The sequence below is a fragment of the Actinomadura sp. WMMA1423 genome, assembly GCF_006547145.1.
Taxonomy (GTDB): Bacteria; Actinomycetota; Actinomycetes; order Streptosporangiales; family Streptosporangiaceae; genus Spirillospora.
In genome coordinates this window covers 6,021,546-6,038,939 of the sequence record NZ_CP041244.1, presented here as the reverse complement: position 1 = coordinate 6,038,939, position 17,394 = coordinate 6,021,546, and the positions used below count along the sequence as shown (strand labels likewise).

The 17,394-nt window shown below is 70.8% G+C and carries 13 protein-coding genes and 1 pseudogene; 1 reads left to right on the top strand and 13 read right to left on the bottom strand.

Going from position 1 to position 17,394, the window contains the following annotated elements:
- Window positions 1–82 precede the first annotated feature (82 nt).
- Entirely contained in the window at window positions 83–1,234 is a 1,152-nt protein-coding gene (locus FKD65_RS27980; protein WP_141580393.1) for a HAMP domain-containing sensor histidine kinase, read from the top strand.
- Window positions 1,235–1,255: 21 nt separating this feature from the next.
- Here FKD65_RS27980 and FKD65_RS27975 read toward each other — a convergent pair whose 3' ends face one another.
- The 13 genes and pseudogenes from FKD65_RS27975 to FKD65_RS27915 all read right to left on the bottom strand — a co-directional run bounded on the left by FKD65_RS27975 (window position 1,256) and on the right by FKD65_RS27915 (window position 17,394).
- The gene (locus FKD65_RS27975; protein ID WP_141587123.1) at window positions 1,256–2,257 is read right to left on the bottom strand and encodes a polyprenyl synthetase family protein; all 1,002 of its coding nucleotides are present in this window, start codon (window positions 2,255–2,257) and stop codon (window positions 1,256–1,258) included.
- 49 nt (window positions 2,258–2,306) lie between these two features.
- Complete coding sequence (gene nuoN, locus FKD65_RS27970; RefSeq protein WP_141580391.1) at window positions 2,307–3,893, bottom strand: NADH-quinone oxidoreductase subunit NuoN; 1,587 nt, start codon at window positions 3,891–3,893, stop codon at window positions 2,307–2,309.
- A complete protein-coding gene (locus tag FKD65_RS27965) occupies window positions 3,890–5,506 on the bottom strand; it encodes an NADH-quinone oxidoreductase subunit M (RefSeq protein WP_141580389.1) in 1,617 nt (538 codons plus the stop codon). The genes nuoN and FKD65_RS27965 overlap by 4 nt, the downstream gene beginning before the upstream one ends.
- Window positions 5,503–7,419: an NADH-quinone oxidoreductase subunit L gene (nuoL, locus tag FKD65_RS27960; RefSeq protein ID WP_141580387.1), complete on the bottom strand. Its 1,917-nt coding sequence runs from the start codon at window positions 7,417–7,419 to the stop codon at window positions 5,503–5,505. Before nuoL ends, FKD65_RS27965 begins: the two co-directional genes overlap by 4 nt.
- A 10-nt stretch (window positions 7,420–7,429) precedes the next feature.
- Window positions 7,430–7,729, bottom strand: a complete 300-nt coding sequence (gene nuoK, locus FKD65_RS27955) for an NADH-quinone oxidoreductase subunit NuoK (RefSeq protein ID WP_021593191.1) — start codon at window positions 7,727–7,729, stop codon at window positions 7,430–7,432.
- The gene (locus tag FKD65_RS27950; RefSeq protein ID WP_141580385.1) at window positions 7,726–8,646 is read right to left on the bottom strand and encodes an NADH-quinone oxidoreductase subunit J; all 921 of its coding nucleotides are present in this window, start codon (window positions 8,644–8,646) and stop codon (window positions 7,726–7,728) included. Before FKD65_RS27950 ends, nuoK begins: the two co-directional genes overlap by 4 nt.
- Before the next feature lie 203 nt (window positions 8,647–8,849).
- Window positions 8,850–9,293: pseudogene (gene nuoI / locus FKD65_RS27945) on the bottom strand (NADH-quinone oxidoreductase subunit NuoI); the annotation flags it as partial.
- A gap of 43 nt (window positions 9,294–9,336) precedes the next feature.
- The gene (gene nuoH / locus FKD65_RS27940; protein ID WP_141580383.1) at window positions 9,337–10,677 is read right to left on the bottom strand and encodes an NADH-quinone oxidoreductase subunit NuoH; all 1,341 of its coding nucleotides are present in this window, start codon (window positions 10,675–10,677) and stop codon (window positions 9,337–9,339) included.
- On the bottom strand, window positions 10,674–13,139 hold the full coding sequence (locus tag FKD65_RS27935) for an NADH-quinone oxidoreductase subunit G (protein WP_141580381.1): 2,466 nt from the start codon (window positions 13,137–13,139) through the stop codon (window positions 10,674–10,676). The genes nuoH and FKD65_RS27935 overlap by 4 nt, the downstream gene beginning before the upstream one ends.
- Window positions 13,136–14,434, bottom strand: coding sequence for an NADH-quinone oxidoreductase subunit NuoF (nuoF, locus tag FKD65_RS27930; RefSeq protein WP_141580379.1), 1,299 nt, complete (start codon window positions 14,432–14,434; stop codon window positions 13,136–13,138). The genes FKD65_RS27935 and nuoF overlap by 4 nt, the downstream gene beginning before the upstream one ends.
- Window positions 14,431–15,210 carry an NADH-quinone oxidoreductase subunit NuoE gene (gene nuoE / locus FKD65_RS27925; protein ID WP_141580377.1) on the bottom strand — a complete coding sequence of 260 codons (780 nt, stop codon included), beginning with the start codon at window positions 15,208–15,210 and terminating at the stop codon, window positions 14,431–14,433. Before nuoE ends, nuoF begins: the two co-directional genes overlap by 4 nt.
- A gap of 94 nt (window positions 15,211–15,304) precedes the next feature.
- Entirely contained in the window at window positions 15,305–16,651 is a 1,347-nt protein-coding gene (locus tag FKD65_RS27920; RefSeq protein WP_141580375.1) for an NADH-quinone oxidoreductase subunit D, read from the bottom strand.
- A complete protein-coding gene (locus FKD65_RS27915; RefSeq protein ID WP_141580373.1) occupies window positions 16,648–17,394 on the bottom strand; it encodes an NADH-quinone oxidoreductase subunit C in 747 nt (248 codons plus the stop codon). The genes FKD65_RS27920 and FKD65_RS27915 overlap by 4 nt, the downstream gene beginning before the upstream one ends.

The following is a 17,394-nucleotide window of genomic DNA, read 5'->3' as shown; positions in this document are numbered from 1 at the left end:
CTCACCAGGCCGCGGCGCCCGGTCGGCGCGGCCGCCGGTTCGCATATGTCGGCGATATGTCGTGCCGCCTAGGCTGGCGGCCATGCCCGGCGGCATCACGCACAGGCGCCCAGGGCTCAGCGCCCGGCTGAAGCTCACCCTCAGCTATGCCGGATTCCTCTTCCTCACCGGCGCCGTCCTGCTGGCGGTGGTGTGGATGTACCTGCTGCGCTACGCCCCCCAGGTGATCACCACTCCCGAGGGGACGCTGGCGCACTCCGTCCGCCTGCGCCTCGCGCCTGCCGTGGCCGCGGCCCTGGCCTTCCTGCTGGTGGCCGGCCTGCTCGGAGGATGGTTCCTCGCCGGCCGGATGCTCGCGCCGCTCACACGGATCGCCGACGCGGCACGGATGGCCGCGAACGGATCGCTGTCCCACCGGGTCCGCCTGGAAGGCCCCAGCGACGAGCTCCGGGAGCTCGCGGACGTCTTCGACTCCATGCTGGAACGGCTCGAATCCCACGTCACCGAATCGCAGCGGTTCGCCGCGAACGCCTCCCACGAGCTGCGGACCCCGCTGGCGATCTCCCAGACGCTCCTGGACGTCGCCCGCCACGACTTCACGGGGACCCAGGGCGAACTCATCGAACGCCTCCGCACCGTCACCGCGCGGGCGATCGACCTCATCGAGGCGCTCCTGCTGCTCAGCCGCAGCGACCGCAAGAGCTTCGCCCGCGAGCTCGTCGACCTGTCCCTCGTCGCCGAAGAGGCCGCCGAGACGCTGCTCCCCCTCGCCGAGAAACGCCGGATCACGCTCGAGGTCACCGGCGAGAAGGCGCCGGCCGTCGGCTCCGCCGCGCTCATCCTGCGTATGGTGACCAACCTCGTCCAGAACGCCATCGTCCACAACCTTCCGGGCGGCGGCACCGTGACCGTCCGCACCGCGCCGCTGCCCGGCGCGAGCCTGCTGCAGGTCGAGAACACCGGCCATCCGCTCCGGCCGGAACTGCTGCCGACCCTCACCGAGCCCTTCCAGCGCGGAACGCAGCGCATCCGCACCGAAGACCACGCCGGGGTCGGCCTCGGGCTGGCGATCGTCCACAGCATCGTCCGGGCACACGACGGAACCCTCGACCTCACCGCCCGCCCGGCCGGCGGCCTCGCCGTCACGATCCGCCTCCCCGCCGGCACGGTGCCTGCCGGCACGGGGGCGTTCCGGCAGGCGCCGCGGCCCGAACCGGGCCCACCTGCCCGCTGACGAAGGCGAGGGGGAGCCGACCTAGCCCGTCCTGGAGACGACGTAGTCGCAGAGGTTGGTGAAGGCGTCGCGGGCGGGGATCTCGGGGAGGGTGAGCAGCTCGGTGCGGGCGTCCTCGGCCCAGCGGCGGAGGTCGGCGCGGGCGCGGTCCATGGCGGGGTGGGCGCGCAGGAGGGCGAGGGCCTCGGCGTGGAGGGCGTCGTCGGTGAGGTCCTGGCCGAGCAGCTCGCGGAGGCGGGCGTCGTCGGAGCCGGAGCCGATGCCGGCGAGGACGAGGTGCGTCGGGAGGGTGCGGATGCCCTCGCGCAGGTCGGTGCCGGGGGTCTTGCCGGACTCCTCGGTCTCGGAGGCGATGTCGAGGATGTCGTCGGACAGCTGGAAGGCGATGCCGATCTTCTCGCAGGCGGAGGTGACCGTGTCGACGACGTGCGCGGGGGCGCCCGACAGCAGCGCGCCGAACTGGCCGGAGACGGCGATCAGGGAACCGGTCTTGTCCGCGACGACCTGGAGGTAGTGCTTCAGGGGGTCGGCGTCCTCGCCGGGGCCGACGGTCTCCTGGATCTGGCCGCGCACCAGGCGGGCGAACGCGCGGGCCTGGATGCGGACGGCCTCCGGGCCGAGGTCGGCGAGCAGGTCCGAGGCGCGGGCGAACAGGTAGTCGCCGGTGAGGATGGCGACGGTGTTCGTCCAGCGGGAGTTGGCGGACTGCTGGCCGCGCCTCACGGTGGCCTCGTCCATGACGTCGTCGTGGTAGAGCGTGCCGAGGTGGGTGAGCTCGACGACGACGGCGGCCGGGACGATGCCGGGCGCCGCCGGGTCGCCGAAGTGGGAGGACAGCAGGACCAGCATGGCCCGGAACCGCTTTCCGCCCGCCTCGACGAGGTGCTGCGAGGCCTCGGTGAGCAGCGGATCCTCGCCGCGGACGCACTCCAGGAGCAGGGATTCGACGGAGGCCAGGCGCTCCTTGGCGTCGGCCGCGAGCGCGGTGTCGACGGGAAGCCCGAACGGGCCGGTCCCCTGGATGGCCGGCCCGCCGGACTTCTCAGCGAATGGGTTGCTCACCCAAGACTCCCTACCGGACGAACATGTGGGTCGTGGCCTGACCCGCGAGGTCCAGAACGGGCTGCGGGATCACACCGAGTACCACAGTAGCCGTCACCCCGAGGGCGACCGCGACCGCGGTCGCCGGCCCGGCCACCACGACCGGGCCCTCGGCGTCCGGCTCGCTGAAGAACATGACGACGATCACGCGGACGTAGAAGAACGCGGCGACCGCGGAGGAGATCACGGCCACGACCACCAGGGGCGTCGCGCCGCCCTCGACGGCCGCCTTGAAGACCGCGAACTTCCCGGTGAAGCCGCTGGTCAGCGGGATGCCCGCGAAACCCAGGAGGAAGAAGGCGAAAACGCCCGCGACCACCGGTGACCGCTTGCCGAGGCCCGCCCACCGCGACAGGTGCCCGGCCTCGCCGCCCGCGTCCCGCACCATCGTCACGACGGCGAACGCGCCGATCGAGGTGAAGCCGTAGGCGACCAGGTAGAACATCGTGCTGGACAGGCCGTCCGCGGAGCTGGCGATCACGCCCATCAGCAGGAAGCCCGCGTGCGCGATCGAGGAGTAGGCCAGCATCCGCTTGATGTCGGTCTGGGTGATCGCGATGATCGAGCCGGCGACCATGGTGAGAATGGCCACACCCCACATGACGGGCCGCCAGTCCCACTTCAGCGTCTCGAACGCGACGTAGTAGACGCGCAGGATCCCGCCGAACGCGGCCACGACGGTGCAGGACGCCATCAGCGCCGTGATCGGCGTGGGGGCGCCCTGGTAGACGTCCGGCTTCCACATGTGGAACGGGACGCCGCCGAGCTTGAACAGCAGCCCGACCGACAGCAGCGCGACGCCGGACAGCAGCAGCGTCTCGCTGCCCGCGTCCTTGCCGATCTGGGTGGAGATGTCGGATAGGCGGACGGACCCGGCGTACCCGTACAGCAGCGCCGCCCCGTACAGGAAGAACGCCGAGGAGAACGCGCCGAGCAGGAAGTACTTGACCGCCGCCTCCTGCGAGAGCAGGCGCCGCCGGCGGGCGAGCCCGCACAGCAGGTACAGCGGCAGCGACATGACCTCCAGTGCCACGAACATGGTGAGCAGGTCGTTGGCCGCCGGGAACATCATCATGCCGCCGACGGCGAACATCATCAGCGGGAACACCTCGGTCTGGGTGAACCCCGCCTCGGCGGTGCGCTGCTCGGCCTCGCTGCCGGGCAGGGCGGACGCCTGCGCGGCGAAGTGCCCGCCGGCCTTGCCGTCGCCCCGCTCGGCGATGAGCAGGAGGCTGACCAGCGCCAGCACCAGGATCGTGCCCTGGATGAACAGCGTCGGGCCGTCGACGCCGAGGGCGCCCTCGGCCGCGACGTGGTGCGGGTTGTCGCGCCACGCGAGAGCGATCGTCCACGCGAACCCGCCCGCGAGTCCGAGGAACGCGACCGGCACCTGGATGTAGTAGCGCGCGTTCCGGCCGGCGAACGCCTCGACGAGCACGCCCACGACGGCGGCGCCGAGGACCAGCAGCAGCGGGGCGATCTGCCCGTACTCGATGTGCGGCGCGGGGATGTCACCCCCCTGCGCGAGGACCGCGCTCACCTGACTGGTGGTGCTCATGGACGGGCTCCGTTCTCGGCGACGTTACCGGTGATGTCCGGCGCCGGGTCGTGCTCGCCGACCCGGGCCAGCGTGTGGTCCACCGACGGGTTGATCACGTGCAGCACCGGCTGCGGGAAGAAGCCCATGGCCACGATGATCGCGATGATCGGCGCGATGGCCCACTTCTCCCGGGCGGACAGGTCCTTCATGCCCTCGACCGCGGGCGCCTTGGGGCCGCCCATGGTCCGCTGGTACATCCACAGGACGTAGATGGCGGCGAGCACGACGCCGCTCACCGCGAGCGCGCCCGCCCACTCGTACCGGCTGAACGTCCCGACGATGACGAGGAACTCCGATACGAACGTGGACAGGCCGGGCAGCGACAGCGCGGACAGGCCCGCGATCAGGAACATCCCGGCCAGCACGGGCGCGACCTTCTGCACGCCGCCGAAGTCGGAGATCCGGGCCGACCGCCGCCGGACGATCATGAACCCGACGACGAGGAACAGCGCGCCGGTGGAGAACCCGTGGTTCACCATGTAGAGCGCCGCGCCGGACTGGCCCTGCGACGTCATCGCGAAGATGCCGAGGACGATGAACCCGAAGTGCGAGACCGACGTGTAGGCGATCAGGCGCTTCATGTCGACCTGGCCGATCGCGAGGATCGCGCCGTAGATGATGCTGAGCACCGCGAACCCCAGCACGACCGGGGTCGCCCACTTGGCTGCGCCGGGGAACAGCTCCAGGCAGAACCGGAGCATCCCGTAGGTGCCGACCTTGTCCAGGACGCCGACGATCAGCACCAGCGCGCCCGGCGGGGACTGCTGCGCCGCGTCCGGCAGCCAGGTGTGCACCGGCACCATCGGAGCCTTGATCGCGAACGCGACGAAGAAGCCCAGGAACAGCCACTTGGCCGTCGTCGGGTCGATGTTCATCTTCGACAGCTCGTCGAACATGAACGTGCCCCGCCCGAGGCCGCCCTCGTCGACCGACCGGCTCGACAGCGGGAACAGCCAGATGACGGCGACGAGCATCAGCAGCCCGCCGAACAGCGAGTACAGCAGGAACTTCACCGCGGCGTAGGAGCGCTGCGGGCCGCCGAAGTACCCGATGATGAAGTACACCGGGATGAGCATCGCCTCGAAGAAGACGTAGAACAGGAACACGTCCGTCGCGGCGAACACGCCGATCATCGCCGCCTCGAGCGACAGCAGCAGCGCGAAGTACGTCTTGACCGAGCGCTGTGCTTCGCCCCCATGGCTACGCCCCGCCTCCCCCCGGGGAGGCACGTCCACGCCGCCGGACCGGTCGGCCTCGCCCCACGAGGCCAGCATGACCAGCGGGACGAGGATCACCGACAGCAGGATCAGCACCAGCGCGACGCCGTCGACGCCGAGCGCCCAGTGGACCCCGAACTCCTTGATCCACCAGTACTTCTCGGTGAACTGGAAGCGCGGGCCGCCCGCCTCGAAGCCCGCCGCCATGACCCCGGTGAGGGCCGCGACGAGGAGCGAGACGCCGAGCGAGAACTGCTTGACCAGCGTCTCCCGCTCGCGCGGGATGGCGCTGAGCCCCACCGCGCCCACGAGTGGCAGCGCGATGAGGACGCTCAGCCAGGGAAAGTCGCTCATGACACGTTCACCACCAGGAGCGCCGCGACCACGAGGGCCGCGCCGCCCAGCATCGAAAGGGCGTAGGAGCGGGCGAAGCCGGTCTGGACGCGCCGGAGCCGGCCGGAGCTGCCGCCGACGCCGGCGGCCGTGCCGTTGACGGCGCCGTCGACGCCGCGCCCGTCGAACCAGACCGCGAGCCGGGTCAGCCACTGGCCCGGACGCATCAGCAGCGACTCGTTGAGCGCGTCGCCGTAGAGGTCCTTGCGGGCCGCGACGGTGACGAACGAGCCCTTGGGCGCCTCGCGCGGCACCTTGCGGGCGCCGTACTGCATCCAGGCGATCCCGGCACCGACGATCATCAGGACGAAGGTGGCGGCGCCCGGCGCGGTGAGCCACTTGAACTCGTGCGCGTGCTCGGGCGCCCCGACGACCGGTTCGAGGAACTCGGGGAAGCTGCCGAGGATCAGGAACCCGCCAGCGAAGACGGAGCCGACCGCGAGCAGCATCAGCGGCCAGGTCATGACGGCCGGCGACTCGTGCGGGTGGACGTCGTCCTCCCAGCGCTTCTCGCCGAAGAACGTCATGAACATGACCCGCGACATGTAGTACGCGGTGATCCCGGCGCCGATCAGCGCGCACGAGCCGAGGATCATCCCGGACGTGCCGCCCTTGTCGTAGGCGGCCTCGATGATGCCGTCCTTGGTGAACCATCCGGACAGGCCGGGGAACCCGATGATGGCGAGGTACCCGAGCCCGAACGTCACGTAGGTGATCATCATGACCGTGCGCAGCGCCCCGTAGTGGCGCATGTTCACGTCGTCCTTCATGCCGTGCATGACCGAGCCGGCGCCGAGGAACAGGCCGGCCTTGAAGAAGCCGTGCGCGACGAGGTGCGCGATGGCGAACACGTAGCCCGCCGGGCCGAGCCCGGCGGCCAGCACCATGTAGCCGATCTGCGACATCGTCGACCCGGCGAGGGCCTTCTTGATGTCGTCCTTGCCGCAACCGATGATCGCACCGGCGAGCAGCGTGGCCGCGCCGACGATCGTCACCACCAGCTGCGCCGTCTCGGACATCTCGAAGATCGGCCCGGACCGGACGATCAGGTAGACGCCCGCGGTCACCATCGTGGCCGCGTGGATGAGTGCCGACACCGGGGTCGGGCCCTCCATCGCGTCCAGCAGCCAGGACTGCAGCGGCAGCTGCGCCGACTTGCCGCACGCGCCCACCAGCAGCAGCAGCCCGATGGCCGTCGCGGTGCCGGTGCCGAGCTTGGAGGCGAGCCCCACGTGCTCGGCGCCGGTGCCGAGGACCGAGCCGAAGTCGATGGTGCCGAACGAGGCGAAGATCAGCGCGATCGCGATGATCAGCCCCATGTCACCGACGCGGTTGACCACGAACGCCTTCTTCGCGGCGGTCGCGGCGGTGGGCTTGTGCTGCCAGAACCCGATCAGCAGGTAGGAGGCGAGACCGACGCCCTCCCAGCCGAGGAACAGGATCAGGAAGTTGCCGCCCAGCACCAGCACCAGCATCGACGCCAGGAACAGGTTCAGGTAGGCGAAGAACCGTCGCCGGTCGGGGTCCTCGGCCATGTAGCCGATGGAGTAGATGTGGATGAGCGAGCCCACCCCGGTGATCAGCAGGACGAACGTGATGGACAGCGGGTCCACCAGCAGGTCCATGCCGACCTTGAACGTGCCGACGTCGACGAAGTCCCACAGGTGCAGGGTCCGGCGCCGGGTTTCGGCGTCGTACCCGAGCATCTGCGCGAACATCGCGACGCCCACCGCGAACGACGCCACCGACATCGCGGTGCCGAGCAGGTGGCCCCACCTGTCGGTGCGCCTTCCCCCCAGCAGGAGGATCGCGGCGCCCGCGAGCGGGAGCGCGACGAGGAGCCAGGACGCGGCCTGGACGCCTTCCGCTTTCATCCCTGGCCTCTCAGTACTTCAGCAGGTTCGCGTCGTCGACCGACGAGGACCTGCGGGTCCGGAAGATGGTCATGATGATCGCCAGACCCACCACGACCTCCGCGGCGGCCACCACCATCACGAAGAAGGCGATGATCTGGCCGTCGAGGTTGCCGTGCATGCGGGAGAACGAGACGAACGCCAGGTTCGTCGCGTTCAGCATCAGCTCGACGCACATGAACACCACGATGGCGTTGCGGCGCACGAGGACGCCGAGCGCTCCGATGGTGAACAGGATCGCCGAGAGCGCCAGGTAGTGCCCCGGACTCATTCGCCTGCCTCGCCTTCACTCGCGCCGCCGCCGGCGGCGGGCGTCCCCGACTTGACCGAGCGCCCCTCGGCGTCGGTCTCGCGGACGTCCTCGGTGACCGCCTTCACGGCGGCCACGTCCCGTTCGAGGGCCTCCTCCTCGGAGCCGCCGTACAGGTCGGCGTGCCGCTCGGCGGTGTCGGTGCGGGCCGCGATGACCGGGTTGACCGACAGCTCCGAGGGCGTCCCGTCGGGCAGCAGCGCCGGCATGTCGACGGCGTTGTGCCGGGCGTAGGTGCCGGGGCCCGGCAGCGGGCCCGGGTGGGAGCCTGACAGGAACCGCTGCCGCGACAGGTCCTTCTGCGTCGCCTTCGGCTCGGTGCGCTCGCGGTGCGCCAGCACCATCGCGCCCAGCGCCGCGGTGATCAGCAGGGCGCTGGTCGCCTCGAACGCGAACACGTACTTGGAGAACAGCAGCCGGGCCAGGCCGACGACGTTGCCCTCGGAGTTGGCCTGGGTCAGCCCCGCCGAGCCGCCGAGCGCGGCGTTGCCGACCCCGACGGTGAGCAGGACGAGGAAGCCGACCGCGGCGATCACGGCCCAGAACCGCTGCCCCCGGATCGTCTCCACCAGCGAGTCGGTGGAACTGACGCCGACGAGCATCAGCACGAACAGGAACAGCATCAGCACCGCGCCGGTGTAGACGATCACCTGCACGAACGCCAGGAAGGGCGCGTTCTGGATCGCGTACAGCGCGGCCAGGCAGAGCATCACGGTCGCCAGCAGCAGCGCCGAGTGCACCGCCTTCCGCATGAAGATCATGCCGAGCGCGGCGAGCACCGAGACGACCGCCAGCAGCCAGAAGAAGAACGGCTCGCCGGACTGCTTGTCGGCGACCTCGGCGGCGAGCACCTGCGCGCTCGCGACGGAGCCGGTCACTTGCCCTCACCGCCCTTGCGCGCCTTGTCGCGCTTGGCGTCCTTCTCGCGCTTGACGGCCTGGTCGACGCTCGCGCGTCCGCCGTCTTCCGAAGGAACCTTCGGAGCCGAAGGCGTTCCGCGGGGCGTGGGGGGTCGTCCCCCCTCGGAAGGCGCCGGAGCGGAGGGCGTTCCGGCCGACGGCGATGCCTCGCTCTCCTGGAGGCCGAGGCGGTAGTAGTCCTCCTCGGTGTCGCCGAGCCGCATCTCGTGCGGGGGCGCCTCCATGCCCTCGCGCAGCGGCGCGAGCAGCATCTCCTTGGTGTAGATGAGGCTCTCGCGGCTGTCGTCGGCGAGCTCGTACTCGTTGGTCATCGTGAGCGCCCGGGTCGGGCACGCCTCGATGCACAGCCCGCACAGGATGCACCGCAGATAGTTGATCTGGTAGATGCGGCCGTAGCGCTCGCCGGGCGAGTACCGCTCGTCCGCCGTGTTGTCGGCGCCCTCGACGAAGATCGCGTCCGCGGGGCAGGCCCACGCGCACAGCTCGCAGCCGATGCACTTCTCCAGGCCGTCGGGCCACCGGTTCAGCTGGTGCCGCCCGTGGAAGCGAGGAGCCGTCGGCTTCTTCACCTCGGGGTACTGAACGGTCTCGCTCTTCATGAACATCTGGTGGAACGAGACCCCGAACCCCTTGACCGGGTTCAGGAAATCAGTGAGTCCCACTGGTGACCTCCTCGGAGGGGGTTTCGATCGTGGCCGGCCGGACCGGCTCGCGGGCGCGGCCGTGGTAGTGGGGCGCGTCCATCGGCGGCACCGGGAACCCGCCCGCCGACGGGTCGGTGCGCGGCCCCTGCCCGGCCCCCGGGACGACCTCCTCGCCGTCCTCGCGGCCCCGGACCATCTCCCAGACCACCGTGGCGACCAGCACGACCGCGGCGACCACGGCGGCGGCGATGAACAGCTGCCGCATCTCGTAGCCGTCGTTGCGCAGCGCGCGGATCGTCGCGACCAGCATGATCCAGCCGAGTGAGAAGGGCATCAGCACCTTCCAGCCGAGCTTCATGAGCTGGTCGTAGCGCACGCGTGGCAGCGAGCCGCGCAGCCAGATGAAGAAGAAGATGAACAGGAAGACCTTGACCAGGAACCACAGCACCGGCCACCAGCCGGAGTTGGCGCCCGCCCACACCGTGGAGATCGGCGCGGGAGCGCGCCAGCCGCCGAGGAACAGGGTGGTGGCGAGTGCCGACAGCGTCGCCAGGTTGATGTACTCCGCGAGGAAGAACATCGCGAACTTCAGCGACGAGTACTCGGTGTGGAAGCCGCCGACCAGCTCGCCCTCGCCCTCGGGCAGGTCGAACGGGATGCGGTTCGACTCGCCCATCATCGTGATCACGTACACGACGAACGACGGCGCGAGCAGCACCACGAACCACTTGTCGTGCTGCGCCGCGACGATCTCCGAGGTGGACATCGAGCCCGCGAACATGAACACGGCCACGAACGACAGGCCCATCGCGATCTCGTAGGAGATCATCTGGGCGGACGAGCGCAGCCCGCCGAGCAGCGAGTACGGCGACATCGAGGACCAGCCGGCCAGCACGATGCCGTAGATCCCCATCGACGACATCGCGAGGACGAGCAGCACGGCGACCGGCAGGTCGGTGCCCTGCAGCGCCGTCTGGTGCCCGAACACCGACACCGTCGGGCCGAACGGGATGATGATGAACGAGATGAACGCCGGCACCGCCGACATCACCGGCGCCAGGACGAACACGATCTTGTCCACCTGGCGGGGGACGATGTCCTCCTTCAGCGCCAGCTTGACGCCGTCGGCGAGGCCCTGCAGCAGGCCGAAGGGCCCGGCGCGGTTGGGGCCGACGCGCAGCTGCATCCGGCCGATGACCCGCCGCTCGATCCACATCGTCATCAGCACGGTGACGACGAGGAACACGAAGACGGCGAGGACCTTGCCGCCGACCAGCCACCACGGGTCCGAACCGAAGTCCTGCAGCTGCGGGTCGGGCGCCGGCGCCGCGGCCAGGGAGCTCATCGGATGCCTCCAGCGTTCTCGGTCGCGGTCGCGAGCACCGCGCTCGCGATCTTGACGACGCCTCCCGCCACCGCGCCGAGATCCCGGTGCAGGGCGCAGCCCGCCGAGTTCGTCGGCAGCCACACCACCCGGTCGGGCAGGTCGGGGGTGATCTCGAGCGGGAGCGTGACCTCGCCGCGCGCGGCCGTGACCGTCACGGCGCCGGTGGCGCCGATCTCGGCGGCCGTCGCGGGCGACAGCCGGGCGGCGGCGGGCTTGGCGGTGCCCGCGAGGAACGGCTCGCCGTCCTGCATGCGGCCCCGGTCCAGCAGGAGCCGCCAGGTCGCGAGGAGCGCCTCGCCCCGCTCGGGGTGCGGGGCCAGGCCCTGCGAGACGTTCGGCGCGTCCGGGCGCTCGCCGCGGTACGCGCCGAGGGCGGCCATCTCGCGGCGCGCGGCCTCGGGGCCCGGCAGGCCGAGGTGGACGTCCATCTCGTCGGCCAGGGCCTCCAGCACCCGCAGGTCCGACATCCGCCCGGCGGACTTCAGCACCACCTCGAACGGGCGGCCGCGGCCCTCCCAGTCGACGAACGTCCCGGACTTCTCCGCGACCGCCGCGACCGGCAGGACGACGTCGGCGCGGTCGGTGACCGCGCTCGGCCGCTGCTCCAGGCTCACCACGAACGGGGTGGCCTCCAGCGCCCGGAGCATCGCCTCCGGGTCGGGCAGGTCGTAGGGGTCGACCCCGCCGACGAGCAGCGCGCCGCGCCGCCCGGCGGCCGCCGCCGCGATGATGCCGGCGGTGTCCTCGCCGGGACCGGCGGGCAGGTCGGCGACGCCCCAGGTGCGGGCGACCTCGGCGCGCGCCGCCGGGTCGGCGACGGGACGGCCGATCGGCAGCAGCCCGGGCAGCGCCCCGGCCTCGATCGCGCCGCGCTCACCGGCCCGGCGCGGGATCCACGCCAGCCTGGCACCGGTCGCCTGGGCCACCCGGACCGCCGAGGTCAGCGCGCCCGGGCTGGTGGCGAGCCGCTCGCCGACGAGGATGACCGCGCCTGGCGTCTCCAGGAGCGTGCGGATGTCGGCGCGGGCGTCGTCCCCGATGAGGGAGCCGAGGGTCTCGGCCTCCGCCCCGGGCACCGTCGGCAGCAGCGTGCCGCCGACCTTCCCCAGCCCGCGCGTGGCGAACGGGGCCGCCGCGAACACCTTCACGCGGTTCTTGCGGAACGCCTTGCGGAGCCGCAGGAAGACGATCGGCGACTCCTCCTCCGGTTCGAACCCGGCGAGCAGCACGACCGGCGCCTTCTCGAGGTCGGCGTAGGTCACCTCGATGGGGTGCCCCGCGACGGACGAGGCGAGGAAGCCCGACTCCTCGTCCGACAGCGGCCTGGCCCGGAAGTCGACGTCGTTGGTGCCGAGCGCGATCCGGGCGAACTTGGCGTAGGCGTAGGCGTCCTCGAGGGTGACGCGGCCGCCGGTCAGGACGCCGGCAGACCCGCGCGCCGCCGCGAGGCCGCGCGCCGCGATCGTGAGCGCCTCGGGCCAGGAAGCCGGCTCGAGCTCACCGTCCTCGCCGCGGACGAGCGGCTGGGTGAGCCGCTCGGGCTGGGTCCCGTAGGTGAACGCCCAGCGGCCCTTGTCGCAGTTCCACTCCTCGTTGACCTGCGGGTCGTCCCCGGCCAGCCGGCGCGTGATCTTCCCGCGCCGGTGGTCGGTGCGCATCGCGCAGCCGGACGCGCAGTGCTCGCAGACGCTCGGCTGCGAGACCAGGTCGAACGGGCGCGACCGGAACCGGTACGCGGCGCCGGTCAGCGCGCCCACCGGGCAGATCTGCACGGTGTTGCCGGAGAAGTAGGACTGGAACGGCTTGCCGTCGGCCGCCCCGACCTGCTCCTTCGCGCCGCGGTCGAACAGGTCGATGAACGCGTCGCCGGCGATCTGGTCGGAGAACCGGGTGCAGCGGGCGCACTGGATGCAGCGCTCCCGGTCGAGCAGCACCTGGCTGGACAGCGGGATCGGCTTGGGGAACGTCCGCTTGGCCTCGACGAACCGGGACTCGCCGCGCCCGTTGGACATCGCCTGGTTCTGCAGCGGGCACTCGCCGCCCTTGTCGCAGATCGGGCAGTCCAGCGGGTGGTTGATCAGCAGCAGCTCCATCACGCCGTGCTGCGCCTTGTCGGCGACCGCCGAGGTGAGCTGGGTCTTGACGACCATCCCGGGCATCACCGCGGTGGTGCAGGACGCCTGCGGCTTCGGCATGCCGCGGCCGTTGCCCGCGTCGGGGACCTCCACCAGGCACTGCCGGCAGGCCCCGACCGGGTCCAGCAGCGGGTGGTCGCAGAACCGGGGGATCTGGATGCCGAGCAGCTCGGCGGCCCGGATGATCAGCGTGCCCTTGGGCACCTCGATCTCGAAGCCGTCGATGGTGCACGAGACCATCTCCACCGGCTTGTCCACCGCCGACTTGTCGTCGGTGACGGTCACTTGGCACCTCCCCAGAGGGTGGACTTGGCCGGGTCGAACGGGCAGGCGCCCAGCTCGAAGTGCCGGAGGTACTCGTCCCGGAAGAGCTTGATGGACGAGACGACCGGGCTGGTCGCGCCGTCGCCGAGCGCGCAGAAGGCCCGGCCGAGGATGTTGTCGGACAGGTCGAGCAGGGTCTCCAGGTCCTCCTCGGAGCCCTGGCCCGCCTCCAGCCGCTTCAGCATCAGCTTGTACCAGTAGGTGCCCTCGCGGCACGGCGTGCACTTGCCGCACGACTCGTGCGCGTAGAACTCCGACCAGCGCAGCACGGCGCGGACGACGCAGGTCGTCTCGTCGAAGATCTGCAGGGCCCGGGTGCCGAGCATCGACCCGGCGGCGCCGACGGACTCGAAGTCCAGCGGCACGTCCAGGTGCTCGTCGGTGAAGATCGGCGTGGACGACCCGCCGGGCGTCCAGAACTTCAGCCGGTGCCCCTCGCGGACGCCGCCCGCCATGTCGAGCAGCTCCCGCAGCGTGATGCCGAGCGGCGCCTCGTACTGCCCGGGCCGCGTGACGTGCCCCGACAGCGAGAAGATCCCGAAGCCCTGGGACTTCTCGGTGCCCATCGCGGCGAACCACTCAGGCCCGTTGGCGATGATCGAGGGAACCGAGGAGATCGACTCGACGTTGTTGATGACGGTGGGCCCGCCGTACAGGCCCGCGACCGCCGGGAAGGGGGGCTTGAGCCTGGGCTGACCGCGGAACCCCTCGAGGGAGTCCAGCAGCGCCGTCTCCTCGCCGCAGATGTAGGCCCCGGCGCCGCTGTGCACGACCACGTCCAGGTCGTAGCCGGACCCGAGGATGTCCTTGCCGAGGTAGCCGGCCTCGTACGCCTCCGCCACCGCCTGGTGGAGGCGGCGGATCACGTGCAGCACCTCGCCGCGCACGTAGATGAACGCGAGGTTCGACTTGATCGCGTACGAGCTGATGACGACGCCCTCGACGAGCACGTGCGGGTTGGCCATCATGAGCGGGATGTCCTTGCACGTCCCCGGCTCGGACTCGTCGGCGTTGACGACGAGGTAGCGCGGGTTCGGGCTGGTCGGGGGCAGGAAGCCCCACTTCATCCCGGTGGGGAAGCCCGCGCCGCCGCGGCCGCGCAGGCCGGAGTCCTTGACCGCCTGGACGATCTCGTCCGGCTCCATGCGGAACGCCTTGCGCAGCGCCTCGTAGCCGCCGTCGCGCTCGTAGCCCGCGCGGGTGAACGAGTCGGCCTGGTCCCAGTTCTTGGTGAGGATCGGGGTGAGCGTGGTCACTTGTTCCGCCCCTCCTGCGACCCGGGCTTGACCTCGCCGCTGACCGGCTTGCCCGGTTCCTGCGGCGTCGAGCCCATCTCCTCGGCCTTCACCGGCTCCTCCGGGCGCTCGCGCTCGACGTCCGCGCGGGGCGCCTCCCAGCCGCGCTCCTGCGCGAGCTTGAGCCCGACCAGCGACTCCGGCCCGGCCTGGAGGCCCTCGCCGGCGCGCCCGTCCGGGAACCCGGCGAGCACGCGGGACGCCTCCTTCCAGGTGGCCAGGCTCTCCGGCCCGCGCGAAGGAAGCACTTGCTTACCCGAGCGCAGGTCGTCGACGAGCTGCTTGGCCTTCTCGGGAGTCATGTTGTCGAAGAACTCCCAGTTCACCATCATCACCGGGGCGAAGTCGCAGGCCGCGTTGCACTCGATCCGCTCCAGGCTGACCTTGCCGTCGGGGGTGGCCTCGTCGTGCCCGACCCCGGCGTGCTCGCTCAGCTCGTTCCAGATCTGGTCGCCGCCCATCACCGCGCACAGCGTGTTGATGCAGACGCCGACGTGGTACTCGCCGACCGGCGCGTGCTTGTACTGCGTGTAGAAGGTCGCGACGCCCGTCACCTGCGCCGGGGTGATGCCGAGCTGCTCCGCGCAGAACTCGATCCCGTCCTCGGTGACGTGGCCCTCCTCCGACTGCACCAGGTGCAGCAGCGGCAGCAGCGCCGAGCGCGGCCGGGGGTACCGGCCGATGATCTCCTTGGCGTCGCGCTCCAGCCGCTCGCGGACCTCGGGTCCGTATGTCATCGGTCCACTCCCCCCATGACCGGGTCGATGCTGGCCACAGCAGCGATTCCGTTGGTGGAGACGACCATGCCGCCATCCGAACCACGTGGTGTGCTCATCGGTCCACTCCCCCCATGACCGGGTCGATGCTGGCAACAGCAGCGATGACGTCGGCGACCATGCCGCCCTCCGCCATCGCCGGGGTGGCCTGCAGGTTGACGAAGGACGGCTCCCGGAAGTGGACCCGGTACGGCCGGGTGCCGCCGTCGCTGACCACGTGCGCGCCGAGCTCGCCGCGCGGCGACTCGATGGGCGCGTACGCCTGCCCGGCGGGCACCCGGAAGCCCTCCGTCACCAGCTTGAAGTGATGGATCAGGGCCTCCATCGAGGTGCCCATGATGTGCGCGATGTGCCGGGGCGAGTTGCCCATGCCGTCCGCGCCGATCGCCAGCTGCGCCGGCCAGCCGATCTTCTTGTCCTCGACCATCACCGGGCCCTTGACCGACTGGAGCCGGTCCAGGCACTGCTCGACGATCTTCAGGGACTGCTCCATCTCGTCCATCCGGACGAGGTAGCGGCCGTAGACGTCGCAGGTGTCCTGCGTCGCGACCTCGAAGTCGTAGGTCTCGTAGCCGCAGTAGGGCTGCGACTTGCGCAGGTCCCAGGGGAGCCCCGTCGCGCGCAGCACCGGGCCCGTGACGCCGAGGGCCATGCAGCCGGTCAGGTCCAGGTAGGCGATGTTCTGGGTGCGCGCCAGGTAGACCGGGTTGGCGTCCATCAGCTTGCGCAGCGCCTGGATCCGCTTCGGCATCCGGTCGAGGTAGTCGCGGATCTTGCTGGTCGCGCCGCTCGGCAGGTCCTGCGCGACCCCGCCCGGACGGACGTAGGCCATGTTCATCCGCAGGCCGGTGATCTCCTCGAACAGGTCGAGGGTGTACTCGCGCTCGATGAAGCCGTTCAGCATCACCGTCGTCGCGCCGAGCTCCAGCCCGAACGTGGCGATCGCGACCAGGTGCGAGGAGATCCGGTTCAGCTCCATCATCATCACGCGGATGATCTGGGCCCGCTCCGGCACCTGCTCGGTGATGCCGAGCAGCTTCTCGACGCTCAGGCAGTACGCCGTCTCGTTGAAGATCGGCGCGAGGTAGTCCATCCGGGTGCAGAACGTGGTGCCCTGCGTCCAGGTGCGGAACTCCATGTTCTTCTCGATGCCGGTGTGCAGGTACCCGATGCCCACGCGGGCCTCGTTCACCGTCTCACCGTCGAGCGTCAGGATGAGCCGGAGCACCCCGTGCGTGGACGGGTGCTGCGGGCCCATGTTGACGACGAGCCGCTCGTCGCCGAGGTCCTCCGCGCCGGCGACGACCTGGTCCCAGTCCTGCCCGTTGACGTCGAAGACCTTGCCCTCGGCTGCTTCCTCGGCAGCGTAGGCGTCGTACTCGGTGTACTTCGTGGAACTCATACGTACGACCTCCGCTCGTCGGGCGGGGGGATCTCCGCGCCGCGGTACTCGACGGGGATGCCGCCGAGGGGGTAGTCCTTGCGCTGCGGATGGCCGACCCAGTCGTCGGGCATCTCGATGCGCGTGAGCGCCGGATGGCCGTCGTAGACGATCCCGAAGAAGTCGTAGGTCTCCCGCTCGTGCCAGTCGCTCGTCGGGTAGACCCGCACCAGCGACGGGACGTGCGGGTCGGCGTCGGGGCAGGTCACCTCCAGCCGGACGCGCCGGTTGTGGGTGATCGACAGCAGGTGCACGACCGAGTGGAGCTCGGCGCCGGTGTCCTTCGGGTAGTGCACGCCCGACACGCCCGAGCACATCTCGAAGCGCAGGGACGGCTCGTCCCGCATGGTCCGCGCGACCTCGACCAGGTGCTCGCGCCTGACGAAGAACGTGATCTCGCCGCGGTCGACGACGACCCGCTCGACGGCGTCACCGAAGTGCGGGAAGGCCCGCTCCAGCTCGTCGGCGACCTCGTCGAACTCGCCCGCCTCGGCGGCGCCGCCGGGCCCGCCGTACGGGCGCTGGGCGGACACCTTCGGGCTCTGCCGGATGACGAGCCCGCCGTAACCGGAGGTGTCGCCGGTCGTCCGCGCGCCGAACATGCCCCTGCGGTCGACGGGCTGCTCGCGGCGCTCCTCCTCGGCCTGCGCGGGGAGCTTGTCGGCCCCCTGCTCGGCCCGCTGCTCAGGGTTCTGCGAACTCAT